This is a genomic window from Chryseobacterium sp. 1B4 (genome assembly GCF_036631475.1).
In the GTDB taxonomy this organism is placed as follows: Bacteria; Bacteroidota; Bacteroidia; order Flavobacteriales; family Weeksellaceae; genus Chryseobacterium.
In genome coordinates this window covers 153,391-175,627 of record NZ_JAPNUF010000003.1, presented here as the reverse complement: position 1 = coordinate 175,627, position 22,237 = coordinate 153,391, and the positions used below count along the sequence as shown (strand labels likewise).

Annotated in this window: 15 protein-coding genes and 4 pseudogenes; 10 read left to right on the top strand and 9 right to left on the bottom strand. The window is 38.4% G+C overall.

Translation table 11 applies throughout. The annotated features are described in order from the left end of the window. Positions 1 to 75 precede the first annotated feature (75 nt). A pseudogene (locus OWR28_RS02820) lies at positions 76 to 1,295 on the bottom strand (type IX secretion system plug protein). Positions 1,296 to 1,365: 70 nt separating this feature from the next. Here OWR28_RS02820 and OWR28_RS02815 point away from each other — a divergent pair. Next, on the top strand, positions 1,366 to 2,004 hold the full coding sequence (locus tag OWR28_RS02815) for an MBL fold metallo-hydrolase (RefSeq protein ID WP_332385404.1): 639 nt from the start codon (positions 1,366 to 1,368) through the stop codon (positions 2,002 to 2,004). A gap of 122 nt (positions 2,005 to 2,126) precedes the next feature. Here the strand turns inward: OWR28_RS02815 and OWR28_RS02810 are convergent, their stop codons facing one another. The 3 genes from OWR28_RS02810 to OWR28_RS02800 are packed head-to-tail and all read right to left on the bottom strand — an operon-like array spanning position 2,127 to position 7,304. Then, a complete protein-coding gene (locus tag OWR28_RS02810; RefSeq protein WP_332385468.1) occupies positions 2,127 to 4,544 on the bottom strand; it encodes a TonB-dependent receptor domain-containing protein in 2,418 nt (805 codons plus the stop codon). A 40-nt stretch (positions 4,545 to 4,584) separates the two neighbouring features. Then, the gene (locus OWR28_RS02805) at positions 4,585 to 6,072 is read right to left on the bottom strand and encodes a trehalase family glycosidase (RefSeq protein WP_332385403.1); all 1,488 of its coding nucleotides are present in this window, start codon (positions 6,070 to 6,072) and stop codon (positions 4,585 to 4,587) included. A gap of 2 nt (positions 6,073 to 6,074) precedes the next feature. Further along, entirely contained in the window at positions 6,075 to 7,304 is a 1,230-nt protein-coding gene (locus OWR28_RS02800; protein WP_332385402.1) for an MFS transporter, read from the bottom strand. Positions 7,305 to 7,427: 123 nt separating this feature from the next. Between OWR28_RS02800 and OWR28_RS02795 the strand changes: the two genes are divergently transcribed. Further along, a complete protein-coding gene (locus OWR28_RS02795) occupies positions 7,428 to 8,333 on the top strand; it encodes an AraC family transcriptional regulator (RefSeq protein WP_332385401.1) in 906 nt (301 codons plus the stop codon). A gap of 998 nt (positions 8,334 to 9,331) precedes the next feature. Here OWR28_RS02795 and OWR28_RS02790 read toward each other — a convergent pair. Continuing rightward, positions 9,332 to 9,886 carry a thioredoxin family protein gene (locus OWR28_RS02790; protein ID WP_332385400.1) on the bottom strand — a complete coding sequence of 185 codons (555 nt, stop codon included), beginning with the start codon at positions 9,884 to 9,886 and terminating at the stop codon, positions 9,332 to 9,334. A 311-nt stretch (positions 9,887 to 10,197) separates the two neighbouring features. Between OWR28_RS02790 and OWR28_RS02785 the strand changes: the two genes are divergently transcribed. The 4 genes and pseudogenes from OWR28_RS02785 (at position 10,198) to OWR28_RS02765 (ending at position 17,087) form a co-directional block, all read left to right on the top strand. After that, complete coding sequence (locus tag OWR28_RS02785; RefSeq protein WP_002976724.1) at positions 10,198 to 10,794, top strand: TetR/AcrR family transcriptional regulator; 597 nt, start codon at positions 10,198 to 10,200, stop codon at positions 10,792 to 10,794. 360 nt (positions 10,795 to 11,154) lie between these two features. After that, positions 11,155 to 12,314: pseudogene (locus OWR28_RS26760) on the top strand (efflux RND transporter periplasmic adaptor subunit). Positions 12,315 to 12,353: 39 nt separating this feature from the next. Beyond that, a pseudogene (locus OWR28_RS02770) lies at positions 12,354 to 15,535 on the top strand (efflux RND transporter permease subunit). Positions 15,536 to 15,674: 139 nt separating this feature from the next. Beyond that, positions 15,675 to 17,087 carry an efflux transporter outer membrane subunit gene (locus OWR28_RS02765; RefSeq protein WP_332385397.1) on the top strand — a complete coding sequence of 471 codons (1,413 nt, stop codon included), beginning with the start codon at positions 15,675 to 15,677 and terminating at the stop codon, positions 17,085 to 17,087. Positions 17,088 to 17,265: 178 nt separating this feature from the next. Here OWR28_RS02765 and miaA read toward each other — a convergent pair whose 3' ends face one another. Further along, positions 17,266 to 18,186 carry a tRNA (adenosine(37)-N6)-dimethylallyltransferase MiaA gene (gene miaA, locus OWR28_RS02760; protein WP_332385396.1) on the bottom strand — a complete coding sequence of 307 codons (921 nt, stop codon included), beginning with the start codon at positions 18,184 to 18,186 and terminating at the stop codon, positions 17,266 to 17,268. Between the two features lie 182 nt (positions 18,187 to 18,368). Between miaA and OWR28_RS02755 the strand changes: the two are divergent. From OWR28_RS02755 to OWR28_RS26755, 4 genes and pseudogenes are all read left to right on the top strand, one after another. Further along, positions 18,369 to 19,225 (top strand): annotated as a pseudogene (locus OWR28_RS02755) (YicC family protein). An 81-nt stretch (positions 19,226 to 19,306) separates the two neighbouring features. Continuing rightward, complete coding sequence (gmk, locus tag OWR28_RS02750) at positions 19,307 to 19,870, top strand: guanylate kinase (protein ID WP_332385395.1); 564 nt, start codon at positions 19,307 to 19,309, stop codon at positions 19,868 to 19,870. A gap of 103 nt (positions 19,871 to 19,973) precedes the next feature. Continuing rightward, positions 19,974 to 20,993 carry a quinolinate synthase NadA gene (nadA, locus tag OWR28_RS02745; protein WP_332385394.1) on the top strand — a complete coding sequence of 340 codons (1,020 nt, stop codon included), beginning with the start codon at positions 19,974 to 19,976 and terminating at the stop codon, positions 20,991 to 20,993. A gap of 52 nt (positions 20,994 to 21,045) precedes the next feature. Beyond that, positions 21,046 to 21,207: a bacteriocin-like protein gene (locus tag OWR28_RS26755; protein WP_494168421.1), complete on the top strand. Its 162-nt coding sequence runs from the start codon at positions 21,046 to 21,048 to the stop codon at positions 21,205 to 21,207. A 58-nt stretch (positions 21,208 to 21,265) separates the two neighbouring features. Here the strand turns inward: OWR28_RS26755 and OWR28_RS02740 are convergent, their stop codons facing one another. The 3 genes from OWR28_RS02740 to OWR28_RS26750 are packed head-to-tail and all read right to left on the bottom strand — an operon-like array spanning position 21,266 to position 21,929. Beyond that, positions 21,266 to 21,472, bottom strand: a complete 207-nt coding sequence (locus OWR28_RS02740) for a hypothetical protein (RefSeq protein WP_332385393.1) — start codon at positions 21,470 to 21,472, stop codon at positions 21,266 to 21,268. A 38-nt stretch (positions 21,473 to 21,510) separates the two neighbouring features. After that, positions 21,511 to 21,681 (bottom strand): bacteriocin-like protein, encoded by a 171-nt coding sequence (locus OWR28_RS02735; RefSeq protein WP_332385392.1) that lies wholly within the window; start codon positions 21,679 to 21,681, stop codon positions 21,511 to 21,513. A gap of 53 nt (positions 21,682 to 21,734) precedes the next feature. Beyond that, positions 21,735 to 21,929 (bottom strand): bacteriocin-like protein, encoded by a 195-nt coding sequence (locus tag OWR28_RS26750; RefSeq protein WP_433986291.1) that lies wholly within the window; start codon positions 21,927 to 21,929, stop codon positions 21,735 to 21,737. Between the last annotated feature and the right edge of the window lie 308 nt (positions 21,930 to 22,237).

The window sequence follows — 22,237 nt, the reverse complement described above, 5'->3', positions numbered from 1 at the left end:
GACAAAAAATAAGGACCATCTCAAGAGACAGTCCCATTTATATGTATAATTTTTATAATGATTATATCAGATCATTTATCGTTTATTGGCAATCGGGGTTCTGAATTCACCATATCCCATAAGGCCATCGTAATTTCTTCCGAAAGGCGCATAGTACAGAAATGCCTGATAAAGGTTCTCCGTCTGCCAGAAATTACCATTAACTTCACCAAAGTTCAAAGAGCCATTTGCCTCTTTCGTTGCGAGTACATAATTATAGAAACCTTGTTTCAGGAATATTTTAGCCACATACTGCTTCGTAGCAGAATCGTACTGCATCTGATTTTCCTTAGTTGGCTTATAATTATTAAATCCTCCCAAAACATAAATCTCTTTGTCCACAGGATCAGAATCCAGATAGAAATGTACCCATGAATAGTCAGCTTCTCTTTCCGCATCTCTTTCTCTTCCCAGGTCATTTCTTCTGTAATACCATGCTCCATTTACGTCAGGCTGGTATTGATAATTCAAAGGAAATGCCCATACAGGATGAAGATAGGTCTGGTTGACATCATCTTTTATTTCCGTGGCGCGCACCATATCCGCTGCCATGTTCATATTTTTATTATCGAAATAATAAAACTCATTGTCTCCCGGAAAAACGAGATTCATCTGCTGGAAAAGTATCTGATTTCCTAAAACGCTGCTCGGCTTAAGGTTAGAAATCACCATATTCGGGTTGTTATTCTGCATCACATTCATCGTGATTGAATTGACGTTGGAAGAAATATCCCCTCCTTTCGGAGAAACATTCACTTCTACCCTCTGGTTAACGTTGGGATTTTTTGCATCTGAAAATCTCGAAATATTTAGCCCCACAGATGTTACATCTTCTACCAGATAAAACCTTTTTTGAAAAGAGGCTGGTCTGCGGAATCTTTATAAACGATCAGTTCATAATTCCCTGACACTTTCAGCTGGATCTTATCATTGGGAAAAACCAGTTTGTAGTGGGTATAAGCCTGTAGTGTGTTGAAAGAATACTGAAACTGATCCAGAAGCGCATTCATGCTTCCGGCGGCAAACTCTGTAAAAAACAGGTTATCATCATTCCAGTTTCTGTCATAATGTTTGAAGGTATACCGGTAGATCTGACTGCCGTTGGTAAGATCATCAAAACCAAGAACCAATTGTTCTCCTATTTTAATGACAGGAGTTTCGTCATTGGTCTGGGGATTGAACAGCTGGATACTTTGGATATTCTGCCCAAAAACCAGTCCGCTTAAAGAAAGTAAGAGTATTCGCAAAGTTTTCATTATGACGAAGATAGCGAAAAATAGCCATTTTCTTAATAATATCGTATTTTTGAATAAAAAATATTCAGATATGCTTCAGATTCAAGGTTTCGTTTTCAACTTTGCGAGCGAAAATACTTACATCATCTATAACGAAAATAAAAATGCCTGGTTAATAGATCCGGGAAATATGAATGCTCAGGAAACTCAGGCTATTGATAATTTCATTACTGAGAAAGGACTGAAGATTCAGAAAATTCTTTTGACACATGCTCATATTGACCATGTCTTCGGGCTTCAATGGGCATTTGACACCTTCAAGGTCCCTGTGAATATGCATCAGGAAGATCAGGAAGTACTGGATATGCTTCAGGCAAGCGGTGTGAGATTCGGGATGAAGGTAGATCCTGTAAAAGTAGATATCGAATATATTAAAGAGGGAGACGAACTTGACCTGGATGGTGAAAAGTTTAAAATATATCATGTTCCGGGACATTCTCCGGGAAGCGTAGTATATCATCATGAAGGCCAGAAATTCATGATCTCCGGTGATGTACTTTTTGAAGGCAGCATAGGAAGAACAGATCTGTATAAAGGAAATTATGATCAGCTGATTGAAGGGATCAAATCGAAACTTTTTATTTTAGATAATGATACCCAGGTTTTCTCAGGACATGGAAATCCTACTTCAATCGGGTTTGAGAAACAGTATAATCCGTTTTTGAAGTAGCATTTGAGAAGGTTCTGTAAATACCCGGAATCTAACTTAGGCCTGATACTTAATACCGGAGAATATAAAAATACAAAACCGTCAGAAATTCCGACGGTTTTGTTGTTATAAAGAAACAGAGTTTAGAAATCCAAAGTGATTGATGCTCTGGCAGCAGCCCCCATAATCGGCCTGGCCATGATGATTCCGTCTCCGTTTGGTGATCCTGCTCTCGGATCTCCTTCTGTGATACCAATTGTATTGAAAATATTGGTACCGTCCACTGCAAAACGTATTTTTCCCAGCTGATAAGACATTCCTGCTCCAAATTCTGTGAAAGAAGGCAATGTCTGTACATTCTTCTCATCCTGGAAACGTTTTCCATAGTAATTCATGCTTACATAAGCTCTCCATTCTTTTGTGATATTCACTGCCGGTGAAATATTGAAATAGAATTTCGGCATTCTTCTTACTACATTACCTTCCAGAACACTTCCTGCTTCAAGGTTTTTATATTTTGGACTTTGAATGGTTCCGTTGAAAGTAAGTTCTAAAATATTATTGAATAAGCGGGCATATCCTTCCACCTCAACTCCATAGTTTTGTGTATTGGCAAAAGTATTTTCAGATTTCCCATCAGAGAAAATATCGGTAAATGACAGGTTCTTTAATGTAGAATAAAACGGAATCACTGCCACATCAAAAGTACGCGAGTAATATTTGTATCCTACTTCCAGCTGATTGGTTGTTACCGATTTTAAAGGTTTATCCGGTGTCGGATTGGAAAAATAGTTGTAGTACGCTTCCTCATTCGGAGATCTGAATCCATTGGAAAAACGGGCATACACTGCATTCTCCCTGTTGATCTTATAATTGGCTGCCAATGTGAAGGAAACTTTATCTATATTATAATTCCAATAGGTATATTTATTTCCTAATACACTCATATTATCATCAGCTGTAGTGGTATTGAAACCATGAGTTCCATCTGTTGTTAACCCGGAATTATTCAGGTTGGAAGCCGTTGTATTGGCAAAATTTCCTTTATAATAATCATGGCTGTAACGAAGGCCTCCATTCACACTTAAAGCATCTGTAATGTTATAGTCTAAGTTTACATAAAGGTCATTCAAACTTCCCTGGGTCTGGGTTCTTCTTTGCAAAAATGTCATATCCATCACTCCGTTATAAGTTTTAGAGTATCCATCATCAGATGGACTAAGAGACGGGTTTACCAGATTCAGAAGTTCAGGTCTGTCTGTAGCTGTTGTCAGAATATTGCTCCAGTTCCAGTACTGCTGGGATTTCCAATTGGATTTGTAAAACCCTGCTGTAACGTTTCCTTTATCGAATTTATAATTGAACTGCAGATCATTCACAAAGTTATTCATCTGCTTATCAATTGCCCAGAATCCTAATTTTTGTACAAACTCAGGATTTACAACAGCTCCGTTGCTCACCAGGGAGTACTGATAGTCACTCATACCAAGTCCGCCGTCTTTTACCTGATCTGTTGCATATTTAGAAGCCTGCTTAGGACCTCCCGCCGGAAAAATCCCGGTATAGTTCATATTGATATCCGTATACCTTGTCTTGTTTAAAACACTGAAATTATTCCCAAGATCATATTTAAATTCAGCACCTACAACATCAACTTTCGGATGAATTCCGTCTTCAAGATTTCTGTTAAAAAAACCGCCTCCGGCCTGCGGAATGTTCAGCTGGCTGATGGCTCTATAACTGTAGGTTCCATAATTAGGATCAAATCCCTGGAATCCCTTCAGTTTATTTCCATTCTGGATCAAAGGAATGGGAAGGAAAAATGTATTTCTGTCATCCAGTTTTTTATAATATACTTTTACATAGCCTTTATCAAAAACATATTTCAGGTTCATTCTGATCTGCCCTCCATTATTGGCTTTGAAGCCTGTTTTTCTGATACCGTCGTCTGTTCTGTAAAAGCCGCCGACATTGAAGAATAATTTATCCGGAACCAATGCTCCGCCTACATTCACATCAGTACGCATTAATCCGTAGGTACTGGTTTCCAGTTTTGCCGTACCTCTGAAATCATTGGTTCCTTCTTTTGTAATAAAATTGATCAGACCGCCGGGGGAATTGGTTGCAAAAATGGATCCTGAACCTCCTCTTAAAGCTTCCATACGGCTTACGGAATTATCTACACGGAAAAAATTATCCGCATTGGCAAACTGAAGCGCGCCGTCTTCAAAAACGGCAAGACCATCTTCCTGTACCTGTACAAATTCATAGGCTCCAGCGGAAGGAATACCTCTTGCAAAAAGGTTGTTACCGACTTCACCTCCCGATGTTTCCACAGCAAATCCGGGAACCCTTTGTAATAAAGCAGCTGCACTGATCGGGTTTTGCTTCTGAATTTCTTTGGAACTGAATGTGGAAATCGCTGTACTGGATTCTATTTTTTTCTTAGGATTTGAGTTTCCTGTGATGACAATCTGATCGATGGAAGAAACTTTTGCAGAGTCCTGCGGAGTTTCCTGGGCATAAGCATTATTAAAATATAACGTAGCTGTTGCGGCGATTAAAAAGATTGATTTTTTTTCATAGCCTTATTTTTTATAGTTAGTTTCTGTTCTGTTGTAATTGTAAATACACTCCATTCGTCCAGCCGAATCCATCCTGATTGGGGTATTCCCCGCCGCCTGCTATTGTTTCCGTATCTAATGCATTGTATTTTTCCATTAGTTTCCCGGTATTCTGGTAGACTCTTTCTACGTTGGAACACCAGTTAGTCTTAATTTTTTCTGCCAGCTCATCAAAGCCGTAATTTTTCATTGCCTTAAAGCCCAGCCATTGATAAGGAGCCCATGCATTGGGAAGATCCCATTGCTGTCCTGATTTTTTTGTGGTCGTCACAAGTCCTCCCGGATAAAGAAATTTCTCAGCTATAGCTTCAGCAACTGCTTCTGCTTGCTTCTGATCTGCAATACCAAGGAATAAAGGGTAAAGAGCAGCAATATGTTCAGACGGTGTTTTTGTGTTTTTTTTAGTGTGATAATCTTTGTAAATCTTAGCGTTTTCATCCCAGAAATATTGATTGATCATCTGTCTTCGGCCTGCTGCTCTTTCAGTAAAATAATTTTCTTTTTCTGTCAGATTTTGAAGTGCTGAAGCTTTTGCCAGGGACATTTCCAGATGCCACAAAAGGCAGTTCAGATCAATCTGTGCAAGGTTCAGCGTTTCTATCGTCTGTATATTTTGTCCGTCTGCGAACCATCTGCTGGAAAAATCCCAGCCTGACTCACAGGCGCTTCTTATGTTTCTGTAAAATTCAGCTCCTGTTGTTTTTTCATGATCTTCAATATCGATCAGGTAGCTTTCAGGACGTGGTGCATTTTCTGCATCGTAATACCGGTTAAGAATATCTCCGTCTGCTGTTTTTACTACTCTTTTTATACTGGAATTGTTTTCAAGTCCTTCTTCCCCATTCATCCAGAAAGCATATTCCCTTTCAAGAGTGTTATAATATTTTGTATAAATTTCCTGATCATGAGTTGTTTCAAAAAGAAGATCCAGCATTAATGAAAAATAAGGAGGCTGTGATCTGCTCAGGAAATGAGTTCTGCTTGCATTGGGAACAAATCCTACATTCTGAATAAGATAAGAGCAGTTCTCAATAATATTTTCCATCATTTCTATCCTGCCGGAAGCTTGTAATCCAAGCATAATAAAATAACTGTCCCAATAGAAAAACTCATTAAAACGGCCACCCGGGACAATATAAGGTTTCGGTAATTTTAACAGTGTTCCTTTTTCCTCATATGCCGTTCGGGTCAGTTCATCCCATAATTTTTCAATATGATGCGCAATCGGAAGGTGATCTTCCCTCTGAACAGAAACTCTGGCCCCTAAGAAATCAAAATGAGCCATTACAAAATCCTTCAGATCAAAACCGGGACTGTTTTTCGTTTTTTCATAATCTTCATTGATCTTTGAAACAGGAAATAAGGGAACCGCATCCGTCATCATTTTCTGATCTTCAAAAATTTCAGATCGCTGCACGTCATCAAAAAGGTTTTGAATATCGTTTATATAAAGTTGATTACTCATTGCTATTTTTTAGGATTAATTTTTAATTTATTCATGAAAACCGCTGAAGTGATCAGTAATGACAATGGAATCAAGGACAGATAAAATGCCCGCTGCCCGCTGAATTCCTGAAACACAAAACCGGTAATGATGGAACCTATAGTTCCTCCGATTGCTGAGAACACAACAATTAACCCTGACATGGCACTGTGCAGATACTTGGGAATAGATGCCAGAATTACAGAATTAATACTCGGATAAATTGGTGCCAGCAAACCTCCCATCAAAGGAAACAAATACACAACCAATGGGGCATTCAGCCAACTTGTATCGGTATCTATATGAATATTGTGAGTTAACGGCAGAACCAGAAGCAAACTAATGGCAAAACCTGTCACACAAAAAGAAACCACATAGAACCAGCTGAATTTCTTGGAGAAAAACCCCGACAAGAATCTACCCAGTGCAAAAGCACCTGCCAAAACTGCTCCCGCCTGAATACTCATGGAGGTTGGTACTTTTAAAATCTCTTTATAAAAAGTAGGCGTCCAGGTTTGAAAACTCTGCTCTACCAGTACAAAAAGGAAAGCGCATAATAAAAAGCACAGCACTTTTTTATAACTGAACAGACTTGCACTGTTTCTTAAATCTCCCAACAGATCTGTTTTCTCACTTTTCGCTTCTTTCTCATCCAGTTTTGAAAAGAAAAGGAATAAAAAAGACAGGCTGGAAAGTCCTCCGAGAACCCAATATACATTCAGCCATCGTGTAGATTCCGGATTGTGATCGTCAATGTATAAGCTGAATAAAACATTCCCTGCCAATACTCCAATCATGAAAAACCCTTCCAGAAATCCCATAAAACTGGAATGTTCCTTATCTGTTTCAGTTACCAATCCAATAGAAGTAAAAACCGATATTTTGATCAGGGCAAATGAAATACCTACGATGGCAAATAATAGTTTGAATACCCAGAATGCATTGGTAAACGGCATTACAAAACACATACAGCTTACCAGCAGCAAGGCAATCAGCATTGATTTCCGGATTCCTATTTTAGGAAGAAATGAAGCAAGAATGAATGAACATATGGCAATCGGAAGATCTTTAAAGCCTTCCAGAACACTGGCCGAGGATTTTGAAATTCCAAAATTCTGCTGTACCTGCAGGATCACAGTTCCTACAGAATTCAGAAGAATGGCAAAGACAAAATAATTTAAAAATAAAACGGCCTTGATCTTAATATTTTTCATTCAGGTTACTTCTTGTCGGCTAAGATAGAAGCATTTGTGTTAACGATAATTTAACACAGTAAATCAATATTTGAACTATATTAATATAATTAGTATTTTTAAGAATTAAATATGATTAATTAAATGAAAGTTACTTTTGAAAGGGTGATTCCTAATGAAAAGAGTTCGTTCCGCACTATTCATAATAATTCCCCTATCTCAGAGTTCAAATGGGAATATCATTACCATCCCGAAATTGAGCTGGTATGTGTCATTTCCGGGAGCGGAACCCGCCACGTCGGCTACCATAAAAGTAATTACACAAATGGAGATCTTGTGTTAATCGGGTCTAATATCCCCCACTCAGGATTCGGACTGAACTCCATTGACCCTCATGAAGAAATTGTCCTTCAGTTTAAGGAAGAAATCCTTCAGTTTCCCCAGCAGGAAGTAGAAGCCAGATCCATCAAAAATCTTCTGGAACTTTCAAAATACGGGATTCATTTTCACCATAAAGTAAAAAAAATAATGCTCCCAAAATTGAAGCTTATGCTGGAATCAGAAGGTTATAAAAGATATTTATTGCTTTTGGAAATTCTTTTTGAACTTTCGAAATGTGAAGATTATGATCTACTGAATAAAGAAATTATGCCTTACACGATTATTTCCAAAAATAAAGCCCGCCTCGAAAATATCTTCACTTATGTAGAACATCATTATGACAAGGAAATTGATATTGAAGATGTTGCAAAACTGGCTAATCTCACACTGCCGGCTTTCTGTAATTTTTTCAAAAAAGCGACGCAGATCACTTTTACAGAGTTTGTAAACAGATACAGAATCAATAAGGCATGTCTGCTGATGGTACAGGACCGATCTATTTCAGAATGCAGCTATCAATGTGGTTTTAATAATGTAACATACTTTAACAGGATGTTTAAAAAATATACAGGAAAAACACCTTCGGAGTTTATTAAGAATTATACACATAATAAAGTGAATGTGGATCTGAAGGTTGAAAAAGAGGCTAAAATTAAGGTAAGTTTTTAATTTTTGCTGAGACTCCTGCGGGTGGCAAACTGTATGGCTGTACTAAATGTTGTACTTGTCATTCCGTAGGAATCCAGGCTTTCTCATATGTAATTTTGCAGTAGCTTATAATAAGACAAACTATGCTGAGACTCCTGCGGTGTGACAAAAGTGGATGAATAGATCATGCTCTCGTACTTGTCCATTCCGTAGGAATCCAGGCTTTCTCATATATAATTTTGCAGTAACTTATAATAAAAACAAACTATGCTGAGACTCCTGCGGTGTAACAAAAGTGGATGAATAGGTCATGCTCTCGTACTTGTCATTCCGTAGAAATCCAGGCTTTCTCATACGTAATTTTGCAGTAGCTTATAATAAGACAAACTATGCTGAGACTCCTGCGGAGTGACAAAAGTGGATAAATAGATCATGCTCTCGTACTTGTCCATTCCGTAGGAATCCAGGCTTTCTCATACGTAATTTTGCAGTAGCTTATAATAAGACAAACTATGCTGAGACTCCTGCGGAGTGACAAAAGTGGATGAATAGATCATGCTCTCGTACTTGTCCATTCCGTAGGAATCCAGGCTTTCTCATATGTAATTTTGCAGTAACTTATAATAAGACAAACTATGCTGAGACTCCTGCGATGTGACAAAAGTGTTTGTGGCCATACTAAATGTTGTACTTGTCATTCCGTAGGAATCCAGGCTTCCTCATACGTAATTTTGCAGTAGCTTATAATAAGACAAACTATGCTGAGACTCCTGCGGAGTGACAAAAGTGGATGAATAGATCATGCTCTCGTACTTGTCCATTCCGTAGGAATCCAGGCTTTCTCATATGTAATTTTGCAGTAACTTATAATAAGACAAACTATGCTGAGACTCCTGCGGAGTGACAAAGTGTGCGAATAGCTAAGTGAACGATGTTACAATCAACAAAAAAGCCACTCCAAAAGAGCAGCTTTATATTATTAAGTAAAAACCGGTAACTAAACAACTACCAACCAGCAATTATTTCCATTTAATATTACATCCCATGCTAGGTCTTTGAATTTCTTCCTGAGGTTCTCCAGCCAAAAGATTTTCAAAAGCAATGATTAAATCTTCACCGGTTACATCTTTATTGTTTCCAGGTCTTGAATCATCCATCTGACCTCTGTACACCAAATCCAGTTTATCATCAAAGAAATAAAAATCCGGTGTGCAAGCCGCATCATAAGCTTTGGCTACCGCCTGGCTTTCATCGAATAAGTAAGGAAAATCAAATCTTCTTTCAATCTGGAATTCAATCATTTTTTCCGGAGAATCTGCCGGATATTTTTCAACGTCATTGGCATTGATTGCTATGAATTCAATTCCTCTTTCGTTATAATCTTCGTATAATTCATTAATCTTATCAATCACATGAAGAACAAACGGACAATGGTTGCACATGAAGATAACCAGTGTTCCTTTTTCTCCTTTCAGTTCTTCCAATGACTGAAGTTCATTTGTTTTTGACGGGTTAGGAAGCTCAAAAAACGGTGCTTTTGTTCCTAATGCCAGCATATTTGATGGAGTATTCATATCCTTTTTTCTTTACTGGCAAAGATAATTATTTCTTTTGTTAATTGAGCCGGGTTCTGAAACAGACATTTTATTTTTGTAGGGTAAGGAAGCTGGAGGAGGGAAGATTTTAAGGCTCAAAAATAGTTATAGCCAAATTCTATTATTCCATTATTTAATGTTAGAAATAACTTCCAGCTCCCATTCTTCCAGCTTCCAGCCTTCATTTATTTTTCATTAAGTAGTAGTCCAATCTATAAAAATCATAATATCCTTTGGAAGTTATATCAAAAAGTTTGTAGTTTTGCTAACGCTGTTAGTAAAAAAATATCATGGGTCTACATGAACGCCGTCAACGAGAAAAAGAATCCATCCGTGCAAATATTTTGCAGGCTGCTTTTACTTTGGCTAAAACCGAAGGCTGGGGTTCACTTTCTATGCGTAAAATAGCAGATGCTATTGAGTATAGTGCCCCTGTAGTTTATGATTATTTTGAAAATAAAGATGCCATTCTGTTTGAAATTTCATTAGATGGCTTTCACAAGTTACACATAGAATTATTAAAAGCTCAGCAGAAACACGACACTCCGGAAGAGCAGCTTGTTGCCATTGTGGATGCGTACTGGAACTTTGCTTTTAAAAATAAGGAATATTACCAGCTGATGTTTGGTCTTGGAATGCAATGCTGCGGAAAAGGACAGATGAAAAAGGAATTTTCGTCATTCCAGGAACTGATCTATGAATGTACTTATGAGATTATTAAGAAAAACGGATCCAATCCCGACAATGCCTGTCATATGTCTCATGCTCTGTTTTCTGCCGTTCACGGAATGATCTCTATTATGATGATGCGTACTGCTGATATCCCTTCAACAATGAATAAGACGACTTTGGACGAAACTGTTTCGGCTTTTATTAAGTCTTTGTAAATTTTTTTGAATTAAAAATTAACACCGTTAGGAAATTTAACACTGAATTAATGGAAAATTATTCTGTTATTCCTGACTAAAAAATGAAATTATTATGAAGCAATTCATAACATTCAGCTGTTAAAAGTAATCATTTTTTGCTTAATCAATTAACACTGTTAGTAAAATTAACACATATACACCTCATCTTATATATAAAAGCAACATTAAAAAATTCAGCTATGGAAACGATTGACCTCATTGCACATTAAAAATTCTGTAATTTTTTTTGAACTAACCATTAACACTGTTAGGAAAAAAACAGCATTTATCAAAAAAACTTTACTTAAATCTAACACTTCATTAAAAATTAAACTAACAATGAAAATACCTGGAAAAACAAGGTTTATTGTACTTATTGCAAGTATAATTCTTTTACAGAGCTGCACCAAGGCCGCAGAAGGCACCAATGCCGCGCCGCCAGCTCCAGAACTTCCGGTTTATACCGTTATTACATCACCCGCTACTACATATCAGGAATTCCCTACTGCTTTGGAAGGAAAAAGTAATGTTGAAATCAGATCTCAGGTAGACGGTTATCTTGACAGAATCTATGTAGAGGAAGGCTCTTATGTAAGAGCAGGACAGCCATTATTTAAAATAGATTCCAGAAGCTACGGCGAACAGATGAATATGGCACAGGCTAATCTGCAGGCTGCCAATGCCAATATCCAGAAAGCAAAAGTGGAAGTAGACAGACTACAGCCATTGGTTGCTGCAAAAGTAGTTTCTGATGTACAGCTTAAAACCGCAAAAGCCAATTACGAAGCTGCCGTTGCTGCTGCTGCACAAGCCAGAGCTTCTGTAGGAAATGCCAGAATTAATGTAGGATTTACAACCATTACAGCTCCTGTAAGCGGTTATATCGGAAGAATTCCTTACAAAAAGGAAGTCTGATCTCCAGAACAGATCCTAATCCATTAACATTATTATCTGATATCAGCGAAATTTATGCTTATTTCTCTTTAAGTGAACTTGACTTTATTGCTTTCCAGAATAAATATCCGGGAGCTACTTTGGAAGAGAAACTGAAAAATATGCCAATGGTAGAACTGGTGATCGCTGATAACAGTACTTATCCTGAAAAAGGAAAACTAAGCATTGTAGACGGACAGTTTGACAAAACGACAGGAGCCATCAGTGTACGTGCCGTATTTCCTAATGCCAACGGAACTTTAAGAACGGGGAACACCGGAAGAGTGCGTATGCCTCAATTGATTTCCAATGCGGTAGTAATTCCGCAGGAATCTACTTTCGAAATTCAGGATAAAACCTATGTCTACGTAATGGGTAAAGATCAGAAGGTAACCGGAAGACCGATCAAAATATCAGGAAAAACGGATAGCTATTATTTTATTTCTGAAGGGCTTAAGCCTGGAGAAAAAATCGTATTCACAGGAATCGGGAACTTAAAAGACGGTGCTTCTGTCAAGCCGAAAAATATTTCTTCTGACAGCTTATTAAAAGCGAAACCATTATAATCCTTTCCGAATACAGAAGACTTAAAAAATAAACTTCTTATGTTAAAACAATTTATAGAAAGACCGGTCCTTTCAACGGTCATCTCCATAATACTCTTATTATTGGGAGCCCTGTCTCTCTTTAATTTACCGATTGCCCTCTTCCCGGACATTGCTCCACCGAGTGTACAGGTAACGGCATTCTATCCGGGAGCCAACGCTGAGGTTGTAGCACGTTCGGTAGCGACCCCGATTGAGGAGGCTGTGAACGGAGTAGAGAACATGACGTATATGACCTCAAACTCCAGTAACGACGGAACCATGACCCTGAGCGTCTTCTTCAAACAGGGTGCTGATGCGGATAACGCCGCAGTAAACGTACAGAACCGTGTATCCAAAGCGATGAGCCAGCTGCCTCAGGAAGTAGTACAGGCGGGAATTTCCACACAGAAGGTACAGAACAGTATGATCATGTTCATGGGATTAACCAGTGAAGATGCAAAACAATATGATGAATTATTCCTTCAGAATTACCTGAAGATTAATGTTATTCCACAGATACAGCGTATCCCCGGGGTAGCACAGGCTCAGGTATTCGGAACTAGGGATTATTCGATGAGAATCTGGCTGAAACCGGATCGTCTGGCGGCTAATAATCTTTCGCCTCAGGAAGTTTTGGGAGCCATTAAAGATCACAACCTTGAAGCTGCTCCTGGTCGTCTTGGACAGGGAAGTAAGGAAACTTACGAATATATCCTTAAATATAAAGGAAAACTGAACAAGGATGAAGACTATGAAAACATCGCCATCAAAGCAAACAGTGATGGTTCTTTCTTAAGGTTAAAAGATGTGGCACGAGTAGAATTCGGTTCTTATACGTATACTGCTACCAACAGAGTGGATGGAAAACCGGTTGCCGGATTCGCGATCTTACAGACTGCAGGATCCAACGCCAATGAAATCCTGACAGAAATTGAAAAGCAGGTGAAAGTAATGGAAACTACCCTTCCCAAAGGAGTAAAACCTATTATCATGTATAATTCCAAAGACTTTTTGGATGCCTCTATTCATCAGGTTGTGGAAACTTTAGTAATTGCCTTCATTCTGGTATTTATCGTAGTATATATCTTCCTTCAGGATTTCAGATCTACGTTAATTCCTGCCATTGCAGTTCCTGTGGCAATTATCGGAACATTCTTCTTCCTGCAGTTATTTGGATTCAGTATTAACATGCTTACACTGTTTGCATTGGTTCTGGCCATTGGTATTGTAGTGGATGATGCGATTGTGGTCGTGGAAGCCGTCCACTCAAAAATGGAACAGACAGGAATGCCGGTAGAACATGCTACAATGAACTCGATGAGTGAAATCTCAGGAGCTATTATCTCTATTACACTGGTCATGTGTGCCGTGTTTATTCCGGTTGGTTTCATGCAGGGACCTGCAGGAGTTTTCTACAGACAGTTTGCTTTTACATTAGCTATTGCGATTTTAATCTCAGCAGTAAATGCGTTAACATTAAGTCCGGCATTATGTGCAATGTTTCTGAATGATCCTCAGGGAGAGCATGGTGAACATGGTCATAAAACAGGTTTTGGAGCAAGGTTCTTTAATGCATTCAATGCCAGCTTCAACAGCATGACCAGAAAATACATCTACAGTCTTAAGTTTTTAATCAAAAATAAGTGGGTTGCGATAGGAGGTCTTGTTATCATTACAGCAGCAAGTATCTTCCTGATCAAAAAAGCACCATCAGGATTTATTCCTACTGAAGACCAGGGTTTCGTGTTATATGCAGTGAATACTCCTCCGGGAAGTTCATTGGAAAGAACACACAGAGCAACAGCTCAGATCGACAAGATCATCAATAGTGAAAAGGCAACGAATCACCTTTGGGTAGCCGACGGGATGAACTTTATCAGTAATGCTAACGCTTCTCCATATTCTGCAGGTTTCATTAAGCTTAAAGATTATGACAAGCGTGGTGAAATGAAAGATCCTGATCAGATTGCAGGAACTTTAACAGGAAAGGTAAGCCAGGTAAAAGATGCCAATGCATTCTTCTTCAACTTCCCTACTGTACAAGGTTTCGGTAACGTTTCCGGATTTGAGTTCATGCTTCAGGATAAAACAAACAGTTCTTTTGAACAGTTGGGAACAACCACTCAGCAGTTCATTGGTGAGCTGATGAAAAGACCTGAAATTGCTTTTGCCTTTACCACTTATGCAGCAGGAAACCCTCAGTACACTATTGATGTGGATACGGATAAAGCCAACCAGCTGGGTGTTTCGGTAACAGAACTGATGCAGACCATGCAGATTTATTTCGGAAGCAGCTTTGTATCGGATTTCAACAGATTCGGAAAATATTACAGAGTAATGGCTCAGGCCGATATTCCTTACCGTACAGACGTCAATTCACTGGAAGGCATTTATGTGAAAAATAAATCAGGAGAAATGGTTCCGGCCAAAACACTGGTAACGTTAAAAGATCTTTCGGACCTGAAACGGTAACAAGAAATAACCTTTTCAATGCAGTAACGATCAACGGAACACCAAAACCGGGATACAGTACCGGAGATGCCATCAAAGCGGTAGAAGAAGTTGCCCAGCAGTCATTACCAAGAGGATATGGATATGAGTGGACAGGAATTACCCGTGAAGAGATCAAAACAAGCGGACAGACTGCATTTATCTTCTTCTTAAGTATTCTGTTTGTATACTTCCTGCTGGCCGCTCAGTATGAAAGTTATGTGCTTCCTTTTGCTATTATTCTTACCATTCCAACAGGGATTTTCGGAGTATTTGCCTTCACAGGGCTGGCAGGAATTGACAATAACATTTATGTTCAGGTGGGATTGATCATGCTTGTCGGACTCTTAGCAAAGAATGCCATCCTGATCGTAGAGTTTGCCGTACAGAGAAGAAAAGCAGGAAAAACTTTAATAGAATCTGCACTCCAGGCATCAAGATTACGTTTAAGACCGATCTTAATGACCTCTTTTGCCTTCATCGTGGGAATGCTTCCATTGATCTGGACACAGGGAGCATCTTCAAAAGGTAACCACTCTATCGGCTATAGTACTGTAGGAGGAATGCTTACGGGGGTACTATTCGGAATTTTTATCATCCCGGTAATGTATGTAATATTCCAGTATCTGCATGAAAAAATGCCGAGCAGAAAAAAGAAAAGACTTCTGAAAAAACAAATGGAAGAAGAACTTTTAGCTTCAGCTCAATAATAAAGATTAACAAAACTGAGATAGATTAAGCCACAAAAGATTTCGCTTTAAGTGATTGTAAGCTAAGAATGCTGTGAAAATCTGAATCACCTGTGGCAAAACACTCAAATTTTGTATCTATTAAAAGTCTATTACAACTATGAAAAGAGTAAAAAATATTATTCTAACTTTTGCGCTGGCTATAGGCTCTGTATCGTGTGTGTCAAAACTGGCATACACGGAGCCTGAGCTGCCGCTTCCGGAAAAGTTTCAGTATACTGCAACTGCAGACACTGCCAGCATCGCCAACCTGGAGTGGAAACAGTTTTTCAGCGATCCTGTTTTACAGGAACTGATTGAAAAAGGAATTAAAAATAATTATGACCTTCAGATTGCCTTAAAGCAGGTTGCGGCTTCACAGGAAAAGCTGAAACAGGCAAAATATATGCAATATCCGGATGTAGGTTTCGGAGTAAGCGGACAGATCTCAAGGCCTTCCAAAAACAGCATGAACGGGCAAAGCTTAAATTTATTTTTAGGTTCAAGCCATGTTGAAGACTATAACGCAGCCTTCAACCTTTCATGGGAAGCTGACATCTGGGGGAAAATCAAAAATCAGCAGGAGGTTTCAAGAATGCAGTATCTTCAAACGTATGAAGGGTCAAAAGCAGTTCAGACTCAGGTAGTAGCTGCCATTGCACAGGGATATTATAACCTGCTGATGCTTGATAAACAACTGGCGATCGCAAAATCCAATCTGGAACTCACCAGCAATACCTTATTAATGACCCAAAAAATGTGGGAAAGCGGTGATAACACTTCTTTAGGAGTACAGCAGGCCGCAGCACAGAAACAGGCAACAGAGCTTCTGATTGCCCAGCTGGAACAGAATATTGCCATCCAGGAAAATGCACTGAGTATCCTGGTTGGAGAACTTCCCAATAAAGTAAACAGAACGCTCGAAATGTCTGATACTTCCTTACCACAAAACATTTCTGCCGGACTTCCTGCAGCAATGGTAAGCAGAAGACCGGACGTTCGTCAGCAGGAATTGTTTTTATTAGAATCCAATGCCATGGTAGGAATTGCCCAGGCCAATATGTATCCGGCATTAAAAATTACTGCCAATGGCGGTGTAAATTCCTTCAAATTCGACAACTGGTTCCAGATTCCGGCTTCGTTATTCGGATCGGTTTTAGGAGGAATTACCCAGCCAATTTTCCAGAAAAGACAATTGAAAACAGATCTGGAAGTAGCTAAAATTCAAAGAGAGAAAAATGTTCTTGCGTTCCGTCAGTCTGTATTGAATGCGGTGGGCGAAGTTGCTGACGCATTGGTTTCCAATGAGAATTTAAAAGTTCAGGAGCAGAAAGCTACGGAGCAGGCCGCTACACTGAAAGACGGAATTAAAAGTGCACAGCTTCTTTATAAAGGAGGTTCAGCCAATTACCTGGAAGTGATTACAGCACAGGGAAATTCCCTACAGGCAGAGTTGAACCTGGCTTCCATTAAGAGACAGAGATTAAGCAGCATTGTAGATCTATACAGAGCGCTGGGCGGCGGTTGGAAGTAGTAAATTAAATTATATTTGTTGAAGTGCGGTCCTTTATGGACCGCATTTTTTCAATATAAAAAACCTTAATTAATGGCCATCCGTACTGTCATTCTGAATGGAACAAAGTGGAATGAAGAATCTTTAAAATGATTGATGAGATTCTTCCTTCGTCAGAATGACAAACAGAGCTCTTAATTTATTCATGAAACTCCTCCGCAATCCATTTTAGCAAATCGTCAAAGTCTTTTTCAGAATATCCTAATTGTAAATAATGAATATCATCCGCTTTTCTGTACCAGGTCAGCTGGCGTTTTGCATATCTGCGGCTGTTCTTTTTAATTTCTGAAACCGCAAAATCAAGATCCCACTCTCCATCAAAATATTTGAACAGTTCAGCGTAACCTACCGTATTCAAAGCCGTCAGATCTTTAAATTTCTCAAGGCCCTTCACTTCATCCAGCAATCCGCTTTCCATCATAATATCCACTCTGCGGTTGATTCTCTCATACAGCTCTTCCCTTGGAGCTTCAATTCCGATCCTGATAACATTAAAATTTCTGGAATCCTGTGACACCGCAATTAATTCAGAATATTTTGTATTGGTTTGCCAGATTACATCAATGGCACGTAAAAGTCTACGATGATTGTGAATATCCACCACACCGAAATATTCCGGATCGAGTTCTTGTAAAATTTCCTGAAGTTTCTCAATTCCTTCCTGCTCCATCATAGTCTGAAGCTTTTCCTGGTTTTCAGCATTGGCTTCCGGCAAATCATGCAGACCTTCTATCACAGCTTTTTCATACATCATACTTCCACCGACAAGGATGACAGTGTCATGGGTGGTAAAAAGTTCATTGAGTTTTTCAAGCGCATCTTCTTCATACTGCCCGATGGAGTAATATTCTTCCACAGAAAGGTTTCCTATAAAATGATGAGGTGCTGCCGCCAGTTCTTCTTCTGAAGGCGCAGCTGTTCCTATTTTCATTTCTCTAAAAAACTGACGGGAATCACAGGAAATAATCTCGGTATTGAAATGTTGGGCCAAATCAATTGCCAGTCTCGTTTTACCAATTCCGGTGGGTCCTACAACAGAAATTAAATTTTTATTTTTCACCCCGCTAATTTACGAAAATGGGTTTATTTAATTTGCTGGAAGTTGGAAGCCTGAAGCTGGAAGGCAAAATTAGATATAGGTTATAATGATAACAATCTTCCTGCCTCCCTCCATCTTCCAGCCATTCAACATTAGCCAAACTATAGACTTAAATGTTTATCTTTGTAGAACAATAAAAAACTATGATTTTATCAATGACCGGATTCGGTAGAGCCGAAGATGTTTTTGAAGGAAAAAAATTACAATTGATATTAAATCTCTGAACAGCAAGAGCTTTGATTTGAATATTAAAATTCCTTTACGTTATAAAGAAAAAGAATTTGAAATCAGAAAAATTCTTAACGATAGAATTATCCGTGGAAAAGTAGACTGCTACGTTAATATTGAGAACCTTGAAGAGTCTAATGATGTAAAAATCAATAAAAATTTAATCGACTCTTATATCAACGAACTTAAAAACATAGCTTCTGACGGTCCCGATTTTGAATACCTGAAAATGGCAGTAAGACTTCCTGATGCCATTACCTCAAGACCTGATGAGCTTACAGAAGGTGAATGGGAAGCATTGGCTAAAATTGTCAATAATGCCGTTGACAGATTTGAAGAATTCAGGAAAACGGAAGGTGGTATTTTACATGAAGAATTAAACAGGAATATTCAGAATATTGATAAATATCTTGGAGAAGTGATTCCTTTTGAGGAAGAAAGAATTGTAAGCGTGAAAGAACGTTACCAGAAATCCCTGAAAGAATTTGAAAATGTTGATGAAACACGTTTCTACCAGGAAATGGCCTATTTCACTGAAAAACTTGATATTTCTGAAGAAAAGGTAAGACTTGCCCAGCATTTGAAATATTATAAAGAAGTAATGGACAATGAGTCTTTCAACGGAAAAAAACTGGGTTTCATTTCTCAGGAAATCGGAAGGGAGATCAACACACTTGGGTCTAAAGCCAATCATGCAGAAATCCAGAAACTGGTAGTAATGATGAAAGATGACCTGGAAAAAATAAAAGAACAAACGTTAAACGTATTGTAACGCAGGTACGGATTATGAGATACGTGGCTCTTTCTAAGAATGGAACACAAGTCTCGGAACCCGGAACCCGAAACTCAAAAAATGGATAAAGTAATTATATTTTCAGCACCATCAGGGAGCGGAAAAACTACATTGGTAAAGCATTCACTGAAAACATTTCCAGAACTGGAATTTTCAATCTCATGTACTACGAGACAACCGAGGGGAAGCGAAGTTCATGCGGTAGATTATCATTTTCTGACACCGGATGAGTTCAGACAGAAAATTTCCGAAGATGCTTTTGTAGAATATGAAGAAGTATATACTGACAAATATTACGGTACTTTAAAATCTGAAGTGGAAAAAATCTGGAATCAGGGAAAAGTTGTTATTTTTGATGTAGATGTAAAAGGAGGTATTTCATTAAAAAAATACTTTGGCGAAAAGGCCTTGTCTATCTTTATAGAACCACCTTCCATTGAAGAGCTGGAACGAAGATTGGTTTCCAGAAATACAGATGATGCAGAAACTATAAAAACCCGTGTAGCGAAGGCAGCAGAAGAAATGACCTATGCCAGCGGGTTTGACAAGATCGTGATCAATGAAGATCTTGATACCGCTAAAAAAGAAATAGAAAGTTTAATAAAAAGTTTTATCAGTAAGTAATGGCTGGAAGATAGAAGCCAGAAGATGGAAGTAATCAATACTCTCAAAATCTAACTTCTAATTTCTAACCTCTAGCTTCTGATAATAAAAAATTGAGGTTGATATGAGTACCGAAACATTAGAAAAAGCTAAATCTGCAATTCCTGTAAGAGGATTTCTGGATATAAAAGATATCACTATTCCTCAGGGAGAAGAATTGGTGAAAGCCATTCTTAAACTTAAAGAGGAAAAAAATGCTGTTATCCTGGCCCATTACTACCAACCGGGAGAAATTCAGGATATCGCTGATTTCCTGGGAGATTCTTTACAGCTCGCAAGACAGGCAAAAGAAACCAATGCAGACATGATTGTATTCTGCGGAGTACATTTCATGGCAGAAGCCGCTAAAATTCTGAACCCAACTAAAAAAGTAGTTCTTCCTGATACCATGGCCGGATGTTCACTGGCAGACGGTTGCTCAGGAGAAGGGCTGAGAAAGATGCGTGAGCAGCATCCAAATGCTTTAATTGCCACTTACATCAACTGTAATGCGGAAACCAAAGCAGAAAGTGATATTATCGTAACAAGCTCCAATGCGGAAACAGTTATTGAAGCTCTTCCGAAAGACAGACCAATCATTTTTGCACCGGACAAAAACCTGGGAAGATATTTATCTAAAAAAACAGGACGTGATATGATCCTTTGGGATGGAAGCTGTGTAGTACACGAAGCTTTTTCAATGGAAAGAATTGCACAGCAACTGGCAGACAATCCGGATGCTAAACTGATTGCTCATCCTGAAAGTGAAGAAGCTGTTTTAAAACTGGCTCATTTTATCGGGTCTACTTCTGCCCTGCTGAATTATGTGGAAAAAGACGACTGCCAGAAATTCATTATCGCCACAGAAGAAGGAATTCTTCACGAAATGAAAAAACGCGCTCCTCACAAAGAACTGATACCTGCATTGGTTTTTGACGAAAGCTGTAACTGTTCAGAATGTTTTTACATGAAACGTAATACCATGGAAAAGCTTTACCTGTGCATGAAGTATGAACTTCCTGAGATTCTTATCGACGAAGAACTAAGATTAAAAGCATTGAAACCTATTGAAGCCATGCTTGATCTTTCTAAAAGCATAAAATAATTTTTTAGTCATTGAATATTTATTATATTTAGAATCTAAACTAATAATAAATATGAAAAATCTAAAAAAATTAGACAGAAAAAGTCTTAAAAATGTAAAAGGAGGCGTGGGCATATGTAGCTTAAACTGCGAAATACATGAAACTTGCGGAACAGGATGTTATGGAGAACCAATGTGTGTTCCGAAAGGTGAACATTTCCCACCCAATTGTTAAAAAATAAAGCACTGTTTTTCACAGTGCTTTTTCATTATCTTATTAGTACAAATATAGTTTAGGATACTCCTCCATCCACGCATTCTATGCTTACCAGAACACACATTTTACAATAATCTGGAAGTCCCTGATAAGCCGCACAGGAATACTGATATCCCGGGCCATCTCCGAATGTAGCATTCTGTGGGCATCCTGCACATCTTGACGGGCCGGCTCCATTTATTCGTTCAAGTTCTTTTCGGTTTAATTTCTTTATACTTTTCATAGTCATTCTAATTTTTAAATGATTTAACATACCAATATTTACAGCATTGGTGCATAACAGGTTCCTCCCGGTTTCAGCCAGCATCCCCATTGTCCACCTCCGCGGAAACATACAAACTGTTCACCACCACAAGCTTCAATCTGGATATCAGTAAATCCTCCGGTGATGTTTTTCTTTTGCTCACGTGATAATTTTTTAATTGTTTTCATAATGTTTAATTTTAAGATTAGAAATAAGAAAATTATTGTTTATTGCTTAAAAATCAATACGGATCAGAACATTCAAAACTGACCAGTACTCTTCCTTTACAGCATTGCGGCAAGGCGTGATAATCTGCACATGACTTGGGTTCACCTGGTCCATATGGGCCTGCAGGACAATACTCAAAACAATCATTCACATCTCCTCCACGGATGGACTTCAGATTCTTGCGATTCACTTTTTTTAAATTTTTCATGGTTAATTTTATTATGGTTAAAATCCTAAATATAAGATTTTTAATCAATTACAGCAAATATATCTCTAAAAAAGGAAATAAATTTTATAGGATTAAAAAGTTGGCCGTTTCAAAATAATTTGTACATTTGTTCCGTTACAATGAATTTTCTAAGAAACATATCTGATATTTCTGCCCTGAAATCACTTATTTCAGGCATATCTTCTGTTTCTACATTCACAACTACAACAACTACCCCATAACGGGGTAAATTTTCACATATAATTTCCGGTACCCGTACTCTTTTTCAGAGAGTAGCCACTTTTTTT

Bases quoted from the DNA above. Each gene is read 5' to 3' on its own strand.
- OWR28_RS02765 (WP_332385397.1), top strand. From the start codon at position 15,675: ATGAAAAGAGTAAAAAATATTATTCTAACTTTTGCGCTGGCTATAGGC.
- OWR28_RS02805 (WP_332385403.1), bottom strand. From the start codon at position 6,072: ATGAGTAATCAACTTTATATAAACGATATTCAAAACCTTTTTGATGAC.
- OWR28_RS02785 (WP_002976724.1), top strand. From the start codon at position 10,198: ATGGGTCTACATGAACGCCGTCAACGAGAAAAAGAATCCATCCGTGCA.
- nadA (WP_332385394.1), top strand. From the start codon at position 19,974: ATGAGTACCGAAACATTAGAAAAAGCTAAATCTGCAATTCCTGTAAGA.
- OWR28_RS26755 (WP_494168421.1), top strand. From the start codon at position 21,046: ATGAAAAATCTAAAAAAATTAGACAGAAAAAGTCTTAAAAATGTAAAA.
- gmk (WP_332385395.1), top strand. From the start codon at position 19,307: ATGGATAAAGTAATTATATTTTCAGCACCATCAGGGAGCGGAAAAACT.
- OWR28_RS02795 (WP_332385401.1), top strand. From the start codon at position 7,428: ATGAAAGTTACTTTTGAAAGGGTGATTCCTAATGAAAAGAGTTCGTTC.
- OWR28_RS26750 (WP_433986291.1), bottom strand. From the start codon at position 21,929: ATGAAAAATTTAAAAAAAGTGAATCGCAAGAATCTGAAGTCCATCCGT.
- OWR28_RS02815 (WP_332385404.1), top strand. From the start codon at position 1,366: ATGCTTCAGATTCAAGGTTTCGTTTTCAACTTTGCGAGCGAAAATACT.
- OWR28_RS02800 (WP_332385402.1), bottom strand. From the start codon at position 7,304: ATGAAAAATATTAAGATCAAGGCCGTTTTATTTTTAAATTATTTTGTC.
- OWR28_RS02740 (WP_332385393.1), bottom strand. From the start codon at position 21,472: ATGAAAAGTATAAAGAAATTAAACCGAAAAGAACTTGAACGAATAAAT.
- OWR28_RS02735 (WP_332385392.1), bottom strand. From the start codon at position 21,681: ATGAAAACAATTAAAAAATTATCACGTGAGCAAAAGAAAAACATCACC.
- OWR28_RS02790 (WP_332385400.1), bottom strand. From the start codon at position 9,886: ATGAATACTCCATCAAATATGCTGGCATTAGGAACAAAAGCACCGTTT.